Source organism: Lelliottia nimipressuralis (assembly GCF_004402045.1).
Lineage (GTDB): Bacteria > Pseudomonadota > Gammaproteobacteria > Enterobacterales > Enterobacteriaceae > Enterobacter > Enterobacter chinensis.
The window spans coordinates 452,073-469,485 of record NZ_SOMG01000011.1 but is presented as its reverse complement, the minus strand read 5'-3'; the positions used below and the strand labels follow the sequence as shown (position 1 = coordinate 469,485).

The window sequence follows — 17,413 nt, the reverse complement described above, 5'->3', positions numbered from 1 at the left end:
CTGAGAAAATGACAATCTGCTATTTTAACTTACCTTTTCTTTCCAGAGTAAATCGCAGATACCATCGGTTGGATTGAACGCTGCAGGTGCCTGCAATAATATTTCGCGCACGCGTTCGTAGTCGAATTCACAGCAGGCGTTGTCGAGGTTCTGAAGAATAATGCTCATCTCACTCCACGGCAACATCACTTCATTAGCGGTCCTGATACGCGGGTGCTGTGTTGTAGATACATTGTCGCCGATAAGTAACTCTTCATACAGTTTCTCACCCGGACGCAGACCCGTTGTTTTTATCGCAATATCACCATAAGGGTTTTTATCATCACGAACGGTGAGCCCTTGCAAGGTAATCATGCGATGTGCAAGATCAATAATCTTGACGGGTTCCCCCATATCCAGAACAAAAACATCGCCGCCCGTACCCATGGCTCCCGCCTGTATTACCAACTGCGCCGCTTCAGGGATCGTCATAAAGTAACGCGTAATATTCTCATGAGTCAGCGTCACAGGACCACCCGCAGCTATTTGTTTTTCAAACAACGGCACAACAGAACCCGACGAGCCTAATACGTTGCCGAAGCGAACCATACTGAAGCAAGTTTTGCTGGATTCCTTCGCCAGCGCCTGCAGCACTAGCTCAGCCATTCGTTTGGTCGCCCCCATTGTATTGGTAGGCCGCACGGCTTTATCGGTCGAAATTAAGACAAAGTTTTCTACACCGCAACTCGCTGCAGCCTGTGCGCAGCTCAGTGTACCAAAGATATTATTGCGCACTCCATCAAGAACGTTGAACTCGACAAGCGGTACATGTTTGTACGCCGCAGCGTGATAAATCGTATTGACGTTGAATGTGTTAATTAATCTTTCGAGATGCTCTTTATCTTGTACGTTACCGAGAATTGGGTAAATTTTAACCTGAAGATTCTGGCTGAGATTCAGATTACGCAGCTCCGAATCGATGGAGTACAGTGAGAACTCTGACAATTCGAAAAGAATAAGCTGGTTCGGCTTATTTTTAATTATCTGTCGGCAAAGCTCAGAACCAATCGATCCCCCAGCCCCGGTAACCATAACCGTTTTCCCGTTGATATTACGGGAAACCAATTCCGGAATCGGTGAGACGGGATCGCGGCCCAGCAGATCGGTAATAACCACTTTGCGCAACGAATCAATACGTGCTTTACCCTCTACAAGATCGACCATACCGGGAATGGAGAGTACCTCGCACGGCAAACCTTCCAGTGTTTTAATGACTTCGTTCTTCCTGGCTCGACTGGCGCTTGGCATGGCAAGCAGAATTTTCTTCGCTTCGTATTTATCTACCAACCATGGCAGTTTTTCCGGCGCGAAAACGCTGACGCCGTGAATCACCTGACCTTGCAGAGCGCGGTTGTCATCGACAAAAGCAACGGGATAATATTCATCCATCTGGCTCAGCGCCGGCAGTAACTGACGGCCCGATGCACCGGCACCATAAATCACCACCCTAGTGCCCAGATTCAATCCACGATTTACCAACATCCTCATACCCAGCCGCGATCCGGCAATAAGCAGTAAACCGAACGAGAAATAAATGAATGGAATCGTTCTTGGTAAATAGAGATTAGTATAAAACGCTGCGATAATAAGCAAAATGGATGATATAACCATCCCTACTGTAACTACTAGTAATATTTTTGCAGTAATATAGCGAATGACGGCGCGATAAAGCCCTAGCTTAACAAATATCGCCAGGGTGACGATAATTATTGAAAATATAAATAACCAATGCTCCGTACTAAATATTGGAGTCATAGAATCAATGCGTACCCAAAATGCAAACCAAAATGCACATAAGAGAAGCACAACATCTATCGAAAGTGTAATAATACGTTTTATCGGTCTGGATAAAGATATTAAATAATTTAGCATACTAAAAACTGGTCGCCTCGTTAAAGCTTGCATTCAGTTTATAAAATAGTACCAGCAGGACACACTGAGTAATCATGCACTATTGCATTATAACCACCCACTGTACCCGCCTGCAGAAACGCTGATTTCCCAATTACAGCGCCGCCAGCGAGATGAACACCAACACCTAAGTGAACAAAATCGCCTAGAGTAGAATCATGATCTACTGTCGAATGGCTATTTACAATCGTACCTGCACCTAATCTCGCATTGGCACCAACCACTGCTCCCGCTAATACGACAGAGCCCTCAGCAATTGTCGCCGATGGGCTGATAAATGCAAAGGGATGTATAAGCGTAACGGGATGAATACCTAAGCTAATAATCTGCTGATAGAGCTGTTCTCTGAGTTTATTATTTCCAATACCAATCGCTACATGACTGGCCTTTTCGATATGTAACTGTAGTTCTGAAATTTTACCAATAATGAGTTTGTTTGTGTCATGGATGGGGGATGCATTATCGTCAAGAAAAACGATATCCGTATATCCCAGGAGTCTCGCCATCTCGCAGAGTGTACGCCCATGGCCACCCGCCCCCAAAATCATTAAGTTATGCATTGGCGTTGCTCTCTTTGTCTTTAACGCCCGCACCACATTTGAGCGCAACAGCGAAAAGCGGGAGCCAGGCGACAATCAGTCCAACAACACCATCAATCTTGGCTGAGGCGATAAAAAAGGCGATAGGGAAGAGCCACAGCAGATTGACGGCAATCGCCATCATTGTCACCGGAACGTGGCTGCCATATTTTCTGGCAAGGATTTGATAGCCATGGCTGGCATGCGCTTCATAGACTTTCTTGCCCGCTACAACTCTCCTCAGCAATGTTGTAGTGGCATCGACGATAAATACGCCCAGCAAGCATAATTCTGCAATAAAGAAATGCGTATCTACTTTCGCAATATGGAGGATCATCAACCCAATAGTTATCCCAAGGAAACCACTCCCGGCATCGCCCATGAAGATTTTCGCTATCGGGAAGTTCCAGACAATAAAGCCAGCAGCGGCACCGATAAGAGCAAGCGTCAGCGGATAAATACTTTCAGGCGCGTCAGTGTACTGGTTTACAACAATCAACACCGCACTACATGCGGCAAATGTGATTGCCTCTGCGCTGGCTAAGCCATTAATCCCATCCATGAAATTATATAAATTTAGCATCCAGACCAGATAAACACAGCCGAGAATCATACCAATCCAGGATAAGGAAAGATCGTAACCAAACAGCGTAATTACCGGGAAAGAGCCTAAGAAATAGATGCCAATTGCCGCGGCCATAAAATGCATCAATAGACGCCAGCGAGCCGCTATATGACCATGATCGTCAAGGAAACCGATGATGGCAACAATTAAACCTGGAATGAACAAACCTAAGAAGCTGTCTAATGTCAGCTCGCGGCTAAAATAAAACCATACTAACGCCACCAGGAGCGTCAGAACAATAGCCACCCCGCCACCTCGCGGCGTCGGCACAGAATGCGAGCTTCGCTGATTAGGACGGTCGATAACATTATGCTTAATGGCATAACCGCGTAACCCAAAGGTCAGCACGCATGATACTAAAAAAGAGAATATTACAATCCCCAAATTCACCATTATTTATTACCTTCAATATAATATTTCGCCGTTTTTTTCATAGCTTCATGAAGCGTTACCGGGGGTGTCCAGTGTAAGTGTTCCCGCGATTTGGTGGCATCGACTTCAAGATCACCAAATAACTGATCGTAAATTCCACTTTTACCAACAGCGGATAGTAATATTTTAAGGATAACTTTAGGGAAATAGATAACTTTCGCTTTAATCCCCATCCCTGAAGCAAAGGCATTAATCATATCTTCTGTAGAAGGTCGTTCCGCATCTGCGAGTAAATAGAGTTGATTTTTTGATTTTTCATTAACGACGCATTCATTGATAAAGCTGACGACATTATCCAGTGACACAAGTGCCCGCTTGTTCCTGACATTTTTAAATGGCAACGGCAGGTTCTTAGAGACCAGTTTTAAAAGACGCTGTATATTACCCGGAGCATTTTCACCACAAATTAATGCCGGACGGACAATGGTGATCGCCATATGACTCTCAGCAAAGTTTTTAAGCAAACTTTGCTCAGCTTCTAGCTTGGAAATGGCGTAATCAGAGGTTGGTCGGGGCTCCGACGCTTCAGAAAAAGGGATTCCTGAAGTGGCATTACCGTTGACACCGATCGAGCTGACGAAAATAAAATGCTTAACACCACTGGTCGCGGCATCTGTAGCTAATTTCATAGTCGCGTCGTGATTAACCCGACGAAATTCCGCCAAAGCATCCTGTGCATCATCATTAAGGATATGTGCCCTTCCCGCAGTATGAATGACAGTATCGCATCCCTGAAGAAGATTTACCCAGTTGGTATCGGCTGAGATATCACCCAAGTTGTAAATTCCCTGTTCAGGGTTCTCCTGCTTGCGCGTTGTTAATATCACCTCATGTCCTGATGATTTCAACGTCCGGACTAAAGCAGTACCAAGAAACCCGGTTCCGCCCGTCACCAATACTTTCATTGATATCCCCTGTCTGCTCAATCTGATATTTTTTTGCCCGCGTGGAGTGCAGAATCGCGAGAAACTGTATAGGCCATGACTGTTCGTTCTATATTCAATTGCGAAGGTAAGGCACGCTACCGCCCCAGGCTTAACAGCTACCAGTGCACTGATTGAAATTGCAGAAATGAATTTTCTGGTCTGAATACAGACAAAAAACTGGCGTTAATTGTCGTCCTAAATGACCACAGAAACAAGCACAAATCGTTACAAATCTGGCGAGATTTGAATCAGATAACTCTATGTTATCATTATGAATAATAACAAAAAACGGCAGACATCATTTTGGTTATGTTTCCACATACCCTGATGATGGCTACCGCTTATACAAATCGTGTAAGAAAATATCAGTCGTTAGCGAGTAACTTCTCAATACGGTTTCTGAACTTTGCCCCTTCCTTCAGGTTGCGCAGCCCATAGTTCACGAACGCCTGCATATACCCCATTTTCTTACCGCAGTCATAGCTGTCACCGGTCATCAGCATCGCATCCACAGACTGCTTTTTCGCCAACTCTGCAATCGCGTCGGTCAGCTGAATACGATCCCAGGCGCCTGGCTCGGTTTTTTCGAGCTCGGCCCAGATATCTGCGTTCAGAACATAACGGCCAACCGCCATCAGGTCGGAATCCAGCGTCTGTGGCTGATCCGGTTTTTCGATGAACTCAACGATGCGGCTCACCTGCCCTTCCGTCTCCAGCGGTTCTTTCGTCTGGATAACGGAGTACTCGGACAGATCGCCTTTCATGCGTTTTGCCAGCACCTGGCTACGGCCCGTTTCGTTGAAACGTGCGACCATTGCCGCCAGGTTGTAACGCAGCGGATCGGCAGACGCGGTATCAATGATGATGTCCGGAAGCACAACGATGAACGGGTTATCACCTACAACCGGGCGAGCGCACAGGATAGAGTGACCCAGCCCCAGCGGCTGCGCCTGACGAACGTTCATGATGGTCACGCCCGGCGGACAAATAGACTGCACTTCCGCCAGCAGCTGGCGTTTGACGCGCTGCTCAAGCAACGCTTCGAGTTCGTAAGAGGTGTCGAAGTGGTTCTCTACCGCATTCTTGGACGAGTGCGTAACCAGGACGATTTCTTTGATCCCTGCAGCAACAATCTCGTCGACAATGTATTGAATCATTGGCTTGTCGACGATCGGCAGCATCTCTTTAGGAATGGCTTTCGTGGCTGGCAGCATATGCATGCCCAAGCCTGCTACCGGAATGACTGCTTTCAAATTAATCATTATTTCTTCCACCTTAAAATGGTTGACGAATTATAGCTCTTAAACCTGTTTTCGCCAGCATGATTTGCCGTAATCCTTGGGCAATGTTACGCCTTAGTACTACAAATTTCTGTAGTTGTAATCTGATTCGATCGCGCTTTTATGCCAGGAATAGTCTCAAAACTGGCCGTTGATGATTATCTGTGCGGAAGCGCAAAATTCAGCCGTTCCGTATTCACCACCTGCTGATCAACCCGGTCAATATCCACCGAGCTTTGCCCCTTCTCATTGACAGCTTTTATGTTCGCCAGCGACAGCAACGTCTCGTCTTTAGCCATAAATTTGCCCCGAACGTCCTTACGCAGATCGAAATTGATCTTCAGGGCAGGCCCCACGGTGGCTTCCTGCATTACATTGATATTTCGTAAGAAAAGATGCTGCGGCTTATTGTGCAGCTCCAGCGTGGCCCGCTGCATCTCGACGTTAGTAATCGCAACAAATGACGTGGCATTGCCGGATGAAATTTGTATTCCGCGCAGCTTATACGCAAGCTGGCGATTATCGAGGTGAATATTGTTGAGCCTGAAGTTCTGCGGGATGGACAAATAATCGCCTTTAATCACGCCATAACCGATTAACATGCCGGCACTATTGACCATATCGACATTATCAATAATGAAATTATCACAGCCATAAATGGCTACCGTGGCGTTGTCTATTCCCGCCTTTTTACTGAAGTCGGGGGTAATATTTTTGGCCTTTATATTACGGATAACAAAATGTTTGCCGTTTTCAACATGCACTAACTGACGACAGTTGCTGCCGGTGATGTTGGCCACCACGAAGTTCTTAACGGTTTGCTTTTCCGGATAGTCATTATCGTAGGTGCTTCCGGCGAGGCCAATGCCAATGCCCCAGTTGATCTTGCCGTTCGTGCAGTTGATGTTGTCGATCACATGGTCGGAAATCAGGATGTTGCGGTCATTGATGGCGACGTTCCACTCGATCGCATCGCCCTGCAGGTGGCTAAATTTACTGTTGGTGATGCGGGCGCCGTCCACCTGGTTATGGAAACCCTGGCGCAGGATGGCATAGTTGGCCTGGCTCACGCTGATGTTATCAATGACAAGATTGCGCATCACGCTGGGCTTCTTACCGCCGATGTAGATCTGCGTTACGGGACCAAACCCGCTCATCGCGAGTCCTTTGATCACGCAGTCAGAGCCGCGAACATCCAGGGTAATATTTTCCGTGCGTCCTGCGCCCTCGCCAATGACTTTACTGCCCTCCTGCAGGACAAAGCGACCCCGTCCGTTGCCGGTCAACGCCCCGCGGATCAGCAGCGTTTTCCCGTCAGGAATGAAAATGCCCGTATTGATGTTTTCGCAGGTCAGTCCAGCAGGAACAACAACCGTGTCCCCTTCGTTAAACGCCTGCTTAAAGGCGGCGATCCAGTCGTTGTTATTGTACTGATTCACAGAAACCGTTCTTCCGGTTGCCGCCCGCGCGATGCGGGACGACAGCAGCGGCGCGGCGGCCAGAACGGACAGAGAAGAGACGAAGGTGCGTCGGGTAATCTTTTTCAGCATACAACCTCGGCGTTACAACGTTTGCAGCAGGCTCGCTAACTGGCGATTAATCACCTGCTGGTTAAAATCGGTTTCTACTTTTTGTCGCGCATTGTGGAGCACGGGCTCCAGCGCCTGCTGGTCGATGTCGCTGAATGCCGCTAATCGATCGGCCAGAGCCATGGCGTTATTTTCCGGTACCAGCCAGCCGGAATAGTCAGACTGAATAAGCTCCGGGATCCCGCTGTGCAGGGTCGATACCACCGGAATACCGACGGCCATCGCCTCCATCAGCGCCACCGGAATGCCTTCCATATCGCCATCGGTGCCCGTTACGGAAGGAAGCAGGAACACATCCGCCTCATCGAGCATAGCCTTCACCTCATGGCTCGGCTTGAAGCCCGGCATCTCGACAACATCCTCCAACTGATACTGTTCAATAAGCGTGCGCAGACGACGCTCCCATGGCCCAATGCCAAGAATGCGATAGTGGAAATCCACCCCACGCGCTTTCAGCTGGCGGCAGGCTTCAATGGCCACATGCAGCCCTTTCTTCTCGGTCAGGCGAGCGACGGAGATGATCTGCAGCGGTTTCCCCGGCACCTTAACCGGACGCCGGGTAAAGCGCGTGAGATCCACGCCCATACGCGAAACGGCAATTTTCTCTCCCGGGCAGCCCATGTTTTTAAGCCGACCGGCCCACAGGTCGCTGATGGGAAGCATCACGTCACCGCGTCGGAAAAGCTGCTGATACTCCGGCGTGTAGTGGTTCAGCACTTCACGACTGGAGATATCAATACCGTGGAAGATGGTGGCAATTTTTCCGTCAATCACCCCCAGTTCGCGCAGTTTTGCGGCGGTAACGCCCGCCGGGCCAAAGTGGGCGATAAACACATCCGCACGATACGGCTGCGCCGTTTGCCCGCAGATGGCCGACAGGATCAGATTGCGGGATTCCGCCCCATAGCGGGATACATTCAGCGCGCGCCACGTCGACGCGCGGTGGATACCGCGTAAGGTCTGGCTGGCCCGGTGGCGCAGCTTGCTCACCTTCCCGGACGGCTCATCCTGTAGCCAGCGTGTTTTCGCCTCCAGCCCATACTGGATATAGGCCGCATGGGTGTTTTGGGTATCGCCCTTTTGCAGGGCGATAATCTCCACGTCATATCCCATATCGATAAACGCGGTGATTTGGTTCAGAACAAACGTTTCAGACGACAGCGGAAATTTCAGTAAGAAGAAACCAACCTTCATTTCCCCTCCCGTACACGGTCAAGTACCGATTTCACCATCCCGATGCCTTTCTCGCGTTCGGCTTTCACCGCCACGGCCAGGCGTTCATTGATGGCAGGCAGTTGACCCAGGGTGTCCCCCACCATCGCACCGAGCGAACCATCCAGCAGATGACGGATATCCACGGCCATTTCCGGCATACCGAGCTGCTGCATAATCCCGGCGGACTTGTGCTCATAGTTAATGGCAATGGCCGGCGTGCCGAAGTTCATGGAGATAATCGCCGAGTGCAGACGGGTGCCCACGGTCAGGTCACATGCAGAGAGCAGCTTGCCCATCTCGAGGTCGTTCAGTTCGTCCATCACCACGTGATAGCGGGACGGATCGTTGACAAGGTTGCGCAGGTTCAGCGCCACCATGCGGTCATCTTTGTTGTAGCTGTCGATACCGGTGCAGGTTGAGAGCGCCAGCACCTGATAACCGCTGTCCAGCACGCGGTTCACCACGTCGGCGAACGCTTTCTCATACGCCGCCTGGGTGGTGCCTAAACGTTTATCGAAGGGCGCCAGCTCGCGCAGGGTAATCGCCACGGTTTTCTGTTTCGCCGCTACGTCCAGCCAGTGCTGCACCGCATAGCTTGCCTGGAAGCTGTCGTTCTGGTGATCCACCAGCCAGGCCGTGTCCACACCGTGCTCGACTTTTGAGGTGTCGATCTCGCTGCGCTTCATCATCTCGAGGCTGACCGACTCGCGCAGGATCAGGGCATCGCAGTGGCCGAAAACATAGTTTGCCAGCTGGTTAAACTGCGGATCCTGGAAAGGTCCCACGCTGTGACCAATCATAAACAGCGGCTTTTTCGCCATGAACGTACAAAGCGCATGCTCAAACTGCGGCACGCCGTAGAGATCGACGAAGAACGAACCGCCGACCTGAATAATGGCGTCATAGCCCGACAGCAGACGAACGAAATCGGTAAAGCCCTGAGCAATAGCAATGTTGCGCAGCTTGCCGGTATCCGTCACTCGGGAAAGCAGCACCTGGTGCTGATAGCGACGGCGCAGCACTTTCTTCACGCGCCCCATCACGCCCGCGGCGTTGTTATGCTGTTTCATCTGGCTGTAAAGCGGGTCGCCCATCACCGGGCGGTTCAGTAACCAGGATGAGCTGACCGGATAACGGCTCATCACGTCCACTTCGGTCTCAGGCTTAAGGGTGTTAATCGCATCCAGTAAACCGCGCAGGATGGCGCTGTCGCCACGGTTGCCGCAGGTATGGTTGCCAAGAATTAATAATTTCATAATGGCCTCTTAAATAACTAGCCTGCGCGAAGCAGCGTTTTCATTTTTTCGTTACGGCAAAACTGGCGCTTCATCTCCACCACCAGCGCATTGCGTGACAGCACAATCATCACGACGAATGCCAGCGCACCTGCAGCCACCTGCACCGCCAGCAGCGCGGCCAGCGGCAGGTGACCGCTGAGGATGATGCCCAGGCCGTAGCTCACCACTAGGGTCGGCAATGAGAGATAGAACGGCAGCCACAGACTCAGGATGTACTGGCGGTAGCTGGAGCCCAGCACCGGCTTGATCATGATGAAGTAGCTCAGAACGGTGTTGACTATCTGCACCAGCAGGAAGCCCAGCGTAACGCCGATAGCGCCCGCCATATGCCCGCCGACGATAATCGCCGGAATAAACAGGAAGGTTTTAAATACGTTGAACTTAAAGCTGATATCCACGCGCGCCTTCGCCATCAGCAGGGAACCAATCGGATTCCCCACGGAGCGCAGCAGCCCCACCACGCAGAGCAGCTGAAGGATCGGGATAATACCGTTCCATTTCTCGCCAAACACCAGCGGCACGAAATTGCTGGACACCACCATCAGCCCCAGCAGCACCGGGAAGTTGATAATCCCCACTACCGAAAGCAGCTTGTAGAAATTGACGCGCAGCTTCTCGGTGTCGTCCTGAATCTTTGCAAACGCCGGGAACAGCACGCGGGTAATAATCGGGTTCAGCTTCATCGGGGGAACGACCGCGACGTTATAGGCCAGGTTATAGCCCCCTGCCACGCTCGCGCCGAGAATACGCGCCAGCACCAGCGTTGAGAGGTTGGTGTTCACATAGTTAATGATGCTGTCCGCCGTCAGCCATGCGCCAAAACGCAGGTTGGAGGAGACGGAAGCCAGAGAGAAATGCAGTCCCGGACGGTAAATTTTGCGGCCAAAATAGCCGAACAGCAGCGTGCGCACGCCGGAGTTAACCAGGTATCCCAGAATGGCCGTGATCGCCAGCGGCCAGAAATGGGCGCTCACCACGGTGAAGGTAAAGCCCGCCAGCACGGCGCTGGTCTCGATCATGCCGATCTTGTTGAACTCGAGCTCTTTCTGCATCAGCGCGCGGAACTGCTGCCCGTGCGGGATCACCACAAAAGCAAACGACAGCGTACGCATCAGCGGCGCGAGATCCGGGTTGTGCAGCACGCTGGCGATGGTGTCGCTCAGCAGGAACACCAGCACAAACACGAAAATCCCCAGCCCCACGTTCAGCCAGTAGAGCGTGGTCAGCTCCAGATGGCTAATCTCTTTGCGCTGGATAATCGAGTTGGCGATACCAAAGTCAGACAGCGTATCGGCCAGCGCGATAATCACCAGCGAAATGGTCAGCAGACCGAACTGGTGATTATCGATAATGCGCGCCAGCACGGTCATCTGCACCAGACCAAGGCCAATGATGACGATGGTCGCCATCGCTGACCACTTCGCGCCGCTGATGGTTTTTTCACGTAAGCTCATCTTAGTACGCCGCTTTGTTCACGAAACCTTTGAAGATGGTCAGAAAAACAATCTTGATATCGAACCAGACGCTCCACTCACGGATGTACTCCAGATCGAACTCAATACGTTTTTCCATTTTTTCCAGCGTGTCGGTTTCACCGCGCCAGCCGTTGATCTGCGCCCAGCCCGTAATGCCCGGCTTCACCTTGTGGCGCAGCATGTAGCCTTCAATCAGCGAGCGGTACTGTTCGTTATGAGCAACCGCGTGTGGACGAGGCCCGACAATCGACATCCCGCCGGTAAAGACGTTGATAAACTGCGGCAGTTCATCCAGCGAGGTACGGCGCAGGAAGTTCCCCACGCGGGTGACGCGCGGATCGTTCTGCGTTGCCTGGGTCACCACCTTGTCGTTTTCCATCACCTTCATGGAGCGGAATTTCCACACCATAATCGGCTTACCGTCCATACCGTAGCGGGTCTGGCGGAAGATAACCGGGCCAGGAGAGCTCAGCTTCACCGCCAGGGCGATGCAGCACAGCACCGGGGAGATGAGCAGTAAAATCAGCGAAGAGAGCACGATATCTTCCACGCGCTTCAGCACGCGGTTAATACCTGACAGCGGCGTGTCGTACAGCGGTACGACCGGCACACCGTTCACCTCTTCAATGCGGGAGTGAAGGATGTTGAACGTAAACACGTCCGGGATCAGGATCACCGAACAGGTAGTATCCGCCAGCTCGCGCATCAGTTGCTTGATGCGGGATTCGTCTTTCATCTGCATGGCGATGTAGACGTTGTGAATTTTGCCGGCTTTCGCGTCTTCAATAAGCTGCTCATAATTGCCCGCCCAGTCCGCAGGCACGCCGCCAGGCTTCGCGTCGTGATAAATCCCCACCACTTCAAAACCTAACCATGGCTCGTTGCGGAAGCTGTCGAGCAGCACCCGCCCGACAGGCAAATCCCCTGCCACGGCAACGAAGCGACGGTTATAACCCCGGTTGCGCAACCAGCCCGCACCAAAGCGGATAAGAGAGCGACACACCACCATGCCGACGCAGGTCAACAGATACCAGCAGAGATAGGTCACCAGACGATTGTCAAAATCATGGCTGAACGCCACCAGACCCGCGCTGAAGATCAGGCTCAGGGTCCAGTTCTGCAACAACAGCATCAGTTCGGTGGTCATTTTGACGCCGCGCCACGAGCGGTAAAAATCGGTCATCCCGCCGATCATCTGAAACACGACCAGCGCAATCAGTGCCATCAGCAGATGCATGTATAAGAACGGCAGCCCGCTGATCCGACACACCGCCCACAATCCACCGACCATGATGGTGATATCAGAAAAACGCTGCACCATAGAGATTAACGATGCATTCGTTCTCGCTCGTTCGCGTTTTTTTAGATTCGTCATCGTTGTTCCTGTATTCAGTTTCCCCTCCCACCGGGAGGGGTAAATATTACTGATTCAACAGCGCCAGAATGTCCTTCGTTCGGGCTTCCATCAGCGCGGTGTCAGCGCGGGACTCCACGTTCAGGCGCACCACCGGCTCGGTATTGGACGAGCGCAGGTTAAAGCGCCACTGCGGGAACGCCATGCTGATGCCGTCGGTACGGTCAATTTCCAGCGCGTGCAGCGCAAAGTGGTGCTCCACGCGGGCAATGGCCTCGGCCGGCTGCGCCAGCTTGCTGTTGATCTCCCCGCTCGCCGGGAATGCCGCCATACGGTCACGCACCAGCTCACCCAGGGTTTTACCCTTCAGGCACAGCAGCTCGGTCACCAGCAGCCACGGGATCATTCCGCTGTCGCAGTAGGCAAAATCACGGAAGTAGTGGTGGGCGCTCATCTCGCCGCCGTAGATGGCGTCTTCTTCGCGCATACGCTCTTTGATGAAGGCGTGACCGGTTTTGGACATCACCGGCGTGCCGCCTGCCGCGGACACCACGTCGACGGTATTCCAGGAAAGGCGCGGGTCATGAATGATTTTCGCGCCCGGGTTTTTCTCAAGGAACGCTTCCGCCAGCAGGCCGACAATGTAGTAGCCCTCGATGAACTGCCCGTTCTCGTCGAACAGGAAGCAGCGGTCGAAATCGCCGTCAAAGGCGATGCCCATATCCGCGCCGTGCTCGATCACCGCGTTACGGGTATCGTCGCGGCACTCCGGCAGCAGCGGGTTAGGAATACCGTTCGGGAAGTTGCCGTCCGGGGTGTTGTGCACTTTGACGAAGGTCACCGGCACGTTCAGTGCTTTAAAGCGGGCTTCGAGAGCGTCCACCACCGGGCCGGCCGCGCCGTTACCGGAGTTAATCACCAGCTTCAGCGGTTTCAGGTTCGCCACGTTGATGTAGCCCAGCAGGTGGTCGATGTACTCTTTCTGCAGGTTAATCTGCCTGTAGCTGCCGCGCTTCGCGTCGTTGACCGGCGGGAAATCGTTGGCTTCCGCCAGGCGCTGCACGTCGCGCAGGCCAGTGTCGCCGCTGATAGGACGTGCGCCCTTGCGCACCAGCTTCATGCCGTTGTAGTCCATCGGGTTGTGGCTGGCCGTTACTTCGATACCGCCGTCCACGCCGAGGTGGAAGGTGGCAAAGTAAATCTCTTCGGTCCCGGAAAGGCCGATATCCAGCACGTCCACGCCCGCGTCCTGCAGCCCTTTCGCCAGGGCCAGCTTCAGGGATTCACTGGTGAGGCGCACGTCACCGCCCAGCACGATGGTCTGCGGTTTTAAATATTCACCGTACGCGCGACCAATGCGCCACGCGATGTCTTCGTTCAGCTCTTCGCCCAGCTTGCCGCGAATATCGTAGGCTTTAAAACAGGTTAATTTTTCCATGATGACCCCTTTTTCAGGCAACAGTCGGCCCTGACCACTAAATGGCCAAATTGATTTTTTTGTCATTCGTAGGCCCGGTAAGCGCAGCGCCACCGGGCATAATGCGGAGTACTACACCCGCCCGTAGCGGTCCTGGAAGCGCACGATATCGTCCTCTTCCAGGTACGAGCCGGAGCGCACCTCAATTAAGTCGAGAGGAATTTTCCCCGGGTTCTCCAGACAGTGCGTCGCCCCCAGAGGAATATAAATGGACTCGTTTTCACCCAGCAGTTTGACTTCACCGTCGATAGTGACTTTTGCCGTGCCCGCTACCACCACCCAGTGCTCAGCGCGGTGGTGGTGCATCTGCACAGACAGCCCCTCGCCCGGCTTCACGGTGATACGTTTCACCTGGTAGCGCTCGCCGGCATCGATGGAGTCATATTTCCCCCATGGACGGTACACTTCGCGGTGAATGTGGTGCTCATGGCGACCATCCGCCTTGATCTTCTCCACCACTTTTTTAACGTCCTGCACGGCGTTACGGTCGGCAATCAGCACGGCGTCTTTGGTCTGAACCACCACCAGATCTTTCACCCCGACGGTGGTCACCAGGCCGGACTCGGCATAGACGTAGCTGTTTTCCGTTTTGTGGCTAATGACATCACCGTGATGGACGTTACCCTCCGGGGTATGGGCGCTGATCTCCCACAGGGACGACCAGGAGCCAACATCGCTCCAGCCCGCATCCATCGGTACCACGACGGCATCTGCCGTGCGTTCCATCACCGCGTAGTCAATAGACTCTTCCGGACAGGCGAGGAACGCCTCTTCATCCACACGGATAAAATCGAGGTCCGGATCAACCGTGGCCATCGCTTTCTCGCAGGCGCTGAGAATGTCCGGGCGATACTTCTGCAATTCTTCCAGGTATCGTCCGGCACGGAACAGGAACATCCCACTGTTCCAGTAATATTCACCGCTGGCGACATACGCCTGCGCGGTTTCCAAATTCGGCTTTTCAACAAACTGCGCCACGTCAAACGCCACGCTGTCGCCTTCACCCGGCGTCACGCTGCCGCGGCGAATATAGCCATAGCCCGTTTCCGGCAGATCCGGCACGATGCCGAAGGTCACCAGCTTGCCGCTATCGGCGTAAGGAATAGCCGCACGAACCGCGTCGCGGAACGCGTCTTCCTGCTGGATGACGTGATCAGCCGCCAGGACCAACATCAGCGGGTCACAATTCGGGCTGCTGCGTTTTGCCGCCAGCGCCGCCAGGGCGATAGCAGGCGCGGTATTACGTCCGGCAGGCTCCAGAATGATGTTTTCTGTGAGTTTATTCAGCTGGCGCAGCTGCTCGGCAACAATAAAGCGGTGCTGTTCGTTACAAATCACCACCGGGCTTTCACACTCCACGCCGTGCAGACGGTTAACCGTCGTTTGCAGCATGGTGAGTTCCCCTTTCAGGCAGAGGAACTGTTTTGGATAGAGCACGCGGGACAGCGGCCACAACCGGCTACCAGAGCCACCAGCCATCACAACCGGATACAAAGTGGTTTGACTCATGATTTATCCCCGTATATCTGCAATAAATTGGCTCAGCACGTTCTCTTTCTCGAGCGTGCGTTCGGCATATTCACGTGCCACCGTGTTCAGTTTTGGCATGGCGAGTGCCTGTTCAATGCCGGTGACCAGCGCCGGGACCGATTCCGGCTCCACGCACACCGCAATCCCCGGATAGCTGTCACACAGCTGGCCTAATTCTGTTTCGGCTTCTGCCGTAATCACTGCATTACCGCCCACTGCCAGAATGTTGGTCAGCTTGGACGGCAGCACCGCATCCGCCGCGCCGCGTTTTTGCACCACCAGATGGCAGTCGCCCATCTTCAGCAGCGCAGGCAATGCCTCGTAAGACTGAAGCGGGAAGAACTTCACGTTGGTCAGGCCGCGTTCGCTTGCCATCTTCTCAAGCCGCGCTTTCCCACCGCCCTGCCCGACTATCACAAACGTCCACGGATGTTCGCTTAGCTGCTGGGCCGCTTCAATCACGCTCTCCAGCCCCTGCTTTTCGCCGATGTTGCCCGAATAAAGAATGATTTTTTGGTCATCAGGCAAACCGAGCTGAGCGCGCAGCGCCTGAGCGTCTTGCTCAGTCACGTCACGAAAACGCGCGACTTCAGACCAGTTCGGGAAGAAGATCACCTTCTGGGCCGGGACGCCTTTCTCCTGCGCCTTGTTCATCATTGAGCGCGAGATGGTCGAAACGTAATCCACGTTATGCAGACCGCTGCGCTCAAACGCGCTGGCAAGTTTCGCCACTTTGCCGCCCTTGCCCTTGCCTGCCATTCCCAGGCCGAGCATGGCGTCCACTTCATAATCCTGAATGTGCAACAGGGTGCGTGCGCCGGAGAGTTTGCCCAGCAGGCGCATGCCCGGCGTGCAAAACAGCGTCGGCACCACACCAATGATGCGATCCGGCTTCCAGCGACGCTGCGCCATCAGCGGGAAGAAACTGCTCAGCGCAAAGCTGCCGAGATGAATCAACCGTTTCAGCGTCGAGGGTTGCTTAGGCACATACAGCGGGCAGCGCCAGACGGTCGCCGCACCCTCTTCGCGACGGTAGCGCCAGCTTGAGTAGCGCTCCCCTACTTTCCATTCCGGGTAGTACGGCGGCGCGGTAATGACCCGCACGTCATGTCCCTGGCTCGCCATCCACTCGACCATCTCGCCGGTGTATTTCCCGATACCGGTCAATTCCGGCGAGTAGTTGATTCCGTATACGAGGATCTTCATAGTCCCGGCACCTCAGACTGACGATCGGCCAGGAAATAGGCACGGCTGTTGTCGTGCACATTGTCGCTCGCCAGCAGCGCCTCTGGCGTCTGCCAGCGGTAGTCGTCATGCTGAGAATCAGGCAGACGCAGGTCTGCCTCACTCACCTTCAGGTGGAACCCCAGCACGATGTAGTGCGTGGTGAACCCGGTGCCCGAAAAGTTATCGTCATAGAAGTGCTGCCAGACCCCGTAAAACTGGCCCGCTGCCAGCTGCAGCTGCAGGCCCAGTTCCGCCAGAGTGAGACGCTCAAACGCATCGCTCAGCGTCTCATCCTTCTGCACGCGCCCGCCGGGCACGAACCAGAATCCCTGTGCAGGACGGTTGGTTCGTTTCCCCAGCAAGAACTCGCCGCGTTCGTTCTCCACGATCAAATCAATTGAGATGAGCGGAGTGGAGCGCACTACCGTGGCAAAATCTTCCTGACTTAAAAACATCA

The 17,413-nt window shown here is 53.2% G+C and carries 14 protein-coding genes; all 14 read right to left on the bottom strand.

The features are described from left to right. Nucleotides 1–24: 24 nt before the first annotated feature. The 14 genes from E3U32_RS05390 to E3U32_RS05325 all read right to left on the bottom strand — a co-directional run bounded on the left by E3U32_RS05390 (nucleotide 25) and on the right by E3U32_RS05325 (nucleotide 17,411). A complete protein-coding gene (locus E3U32_RS05390) occupies nucleotides 25–1,794 on the bottom strand; it encodes a polysaccharide biosynthesis protein (RefSeq protein ID WP_435659339.1) in 1,770 nt (589 codons plus the stop codon). A gap of 155 nt (nucleotides 1,795–1,949) precedes the next feature. Beyond that, nucleotides 1,950–2,510, bottom strand: a complete 561-nt coding sequence (locus tag E3U32_RS05385; protein WP_129325199.1) for a sugar O-acyltransferase — start codon at nucleotides 2,508–2,510, stop codon at nucleotides 1,950–1,952. Next, nucleotides 2,503–3,546: an MraY family glycosyltransferase gene (locus E3U32_RS05380; RefSeq protein WP_134347931.1), complete on the bottom strand. Its 1,044-nt coding sequence runs from the start codon at nucleotides 3,544–3,546 to the stop codon at nucleotides 2,503–2,505. The genes E3U32_RS05385 and E3U32_RS05380 overlap by 8 nt, the downstream gene beginning before the upstream one ends. After that, nucleotides 3,546–4,490, bottom strand: a complete 945-nt coding sequence (locus tag E3U32_RS05375; protein WP_134347930.1) for an NAD-dependent epimerase/dehydratase family protein — start codon at nucleotides 4,488–4,490, stop codon at nucleotides 3,546–3,548. The genes E3U32_RS05380 and E3U32_RS05375 overlap by 1 nt, the downstream gene beginning before the upstream one ends. A 386-nt stretch (nucleotides 4,491–4,876) precedes the next feature. Beyond that, nucleotides 4,877–5,773 carry a GalU regulator GalF gene (gene galF / locus E3U32_RS05370; protein WP_032646468.1) on the bottom strand — a complete coding sequence of 299 codons (897 nt, stop codon included), beginning with the start codon at nucleotides 5,771–5,773 and terminating at the stop codon, nucleotides 4,877–4,879. Nucleotides 5,774–5,949: 176 nt separating this feature from the next. Beyond that, nucleotides 5,950–7,341, bottom strand: coding sequence for a colanic acid biosynthesis protein WcaM (gene wcaM, locus E3U32_RS05365; RefSeq protein ID WP_134347929.1), 1,392 nt, complete (start codon nucleotides 7,339–7,341; stop codon nucleotides 5,950–5,952). A gap of 12 nt (nucleotides 7,342–7,353) precedes the next feature. Beyond that, complete coding sequence (wcaL, locus tag E3U32_RS05360; RefSeq protein ID WP_134347928.1) at nucleotides 7,354–8,574, bottom strand: colanic acid biosynthesis glycosyltransferase WcaL; 1,221 nt, start codon at nucleotides 8,572–8,574, stop codon at nucleotides 7,354–7,356. Continuing rightward, the gene (gene wcaK, locus E3U32_RS05355) at nucleotides 8,571–9,851 is read right to left on the bottom strand and encodes a colanic acid biosynthesis pyruvyl transferase WcaK (protein WP_134347927.1); all 1,281 of its coding nucleotides are present in this window, start codon (nucleotides 9,849–9,851) and stop codon (nucleotides 8,571–8,573) included. Before wcaK ends, wcaL begins: the two co-directional genes overlap by 4 nt. Before the next feature lie 17 nt (nucleotides 9,852–9,868). Beyond that, on the bottom strand, nucleotides 9,869–11,347 hold the full coding sequence (gene wzxC, locus E3U32_RS05350) for a colanic acid undecaprenyl disphosphate flippase WzxC (protein WP_134347926.1): 1,479 nt from the start codon (nucleotides 11,345–11,347) through the stop codon (nucleotides 9,869–9,871). A gap of 1 nt (nucleotide 11,348) precedes the next feature. After that, nucleotides 11,349–12,743 (bottom strand): undecaprenyl-phosphate glucose phosphotransferase, encoded by a 1,395-nt coding sequence (wcaJ, locus tag E3U32_RS05345; protein ID WP_134347925.1) that lies wholly within the window; start codon nucleotides 12,741–12,743, stop codon nucleotides 11,349–11,351. Nucleotides 12,744–12,789: 46 nt separating this feature from the next. Beyond that, nucleotides 12,790–14,160 (bottom strand): colanic acid biosynthesis phosphomannomutase CpsG, encoded by a 1,371-nt coding sequence (gene cpsG, locus E3U32_RS05340; protein WP_134347924.1) that lies wholly within the window; start codon nucleotides 14,158–14,160, stop codon nucleotides 12,790–12,792. A 111-nt stretch (nucleotides 14,161–14,271) separates the two neighbouring features. Continuing rightward, nucleotides 14,272–15,708 carry a mannose-1-phosphate guanyltransferase gene (gene cpsB / locus E3U32_RS05335; RefSeq protein WP_134347923.1) on the bottom strand — a complete coding sequence of 479 codons (1,437 nt, stop codon included), beginning with the start codon at nucleotides 15,706–15,708 and terminating at the stop codon, nucleotides 14,272–14,274. Nucleotides 15,709–15,711: 3 nt separating this feature from the next. After that, nucleotides 15,712–16,935 (bottom strand): colanic acid biosynthesis fucosyltransferase WcaI, encoded by a 1,224-nt coding sequence (wcaI, locus tag E3U32_RS05330; RefSeq protein WP_134347922.1) that lies wholly within the window; start codon nucleotides 16,933–16,935, stop codon nucleotides 15,712–15,714. Next, nucleotides 16,932–17,411: a GDP-mannose mannosyl hydrolase gene (locus tag E3U32_RS05325; protein ID WP_134348077.1), complete on the bottom strand. Its 480-nt coding sequence runs from the start codon at nucleotides 17,409–17,411 to the stop codon at nucleotides 16,932–16,934. Before E3U32_RS05325 ends, wcaI begins: the two co-directional genes overlap by 4 nt. Nucleotides 17,412–17,413 lie beyond the last annotated feature (2 nt).

Excerpts from the sequence above, each read along its gene's own strand:
- E3U32_RS05390 (WP_435659339.1), bottom strand. The coding sequence starts at position 1,794 with ATGACTCCAATATTTAGTACGGAGCATTGGTTATTTATATTTTCAATA.
- E3U32_RS05385 (WP_129325199.1), bottom strand. The coding sequence starts at position 2,510 with ATGCATAACTTAATGATTTTGGGGGCGGGTGGCCATGGGCGTACACTC.
- E3U32_RS05380 (WP_134347931.1), bottom strand. The coding sequence starts at position 3,546 with ATGGTGAATTTGGGGATTGTAATATTCTCTTTTTTAGTATCATGCGTG.
- E3U32_RS05375 (WP_134347930.1), bottom strand. The coding sequence starts at position 4,490 with ATGAAAGTATTGGTGACGGGCGGAACCGGGTTTCTTGGTACTGCTTTA.
- galF (WP_032646468.1), bottom strand. The coding sequence starts at position 5,773 with ATGATTAATTTGAAAGCAGTCATTCCGGTAGCAGGCTTGGGCATGCAT.
- wcaM (WP_134347929.1), bottom strand. The coding sequence starts at position 7,341 with ATGCTGAAAAAGATTACCCGACGCACCTTCGTCTCTTCTCTGTCCGTT.
- wcaL (WP_134347928.1), bottom strand. The coding sequence starts at position 8,574 with ATGAAGGTTGGTTTCTTCTTACTGAAATTTCCGCTGTCGTCTGAAACG.
- wcaK (WP_134347927.1), bottom strand. The coding sequence starts at position 9,851 with ATGAAATTATTAATTCTTGGCAACCATACCTGCGGCAACCGTGGCGAC.
- wzxC (WP_134347926.1), bottom strand. The coding sequence starts at position 11,347 with ATGAGCTTACGTGAAAAAACCATCAGCGGCGCGAAGTGGTCAGCGATG.
- wcaJ (WP_134347925.1), bottom strand. The coding sequence starts at position 12,743 with ATGACGAATCTAAAAAAACGCGAACGAGCGAGAACGAATGCATCGTTA.
- cpsG (WP_134347924.1), bottom strand. The coding sequence starts at position 14,160 with ATGGAAAAATTAACCTGTTTTAAAGCCTACGATATTCGCGGCAAGCTG.
- cpsB (WP_134347923.1), bottom strand. The coding sequence starts at position 15,708 with ATGAGTCAAACCACTTTGTATCCGGTTGTGATGGCTGGTGGCTCTGGT.
- wcaI (WP_134347922.1), bottom strand. The coding sequence starts at position 16,935 with ATGAAGATCCTCGTATACGGAATCAACTACTCGCCGGAATTGACCGGT.
- E3U32_RS05325 (WP_134348077.1), bottom strand. The coding sequence starts at position 17,411 with ATGTTTTTAAGTCAGGAAGATTTTGCCACGGTAGTGCGCTCCACTCCG.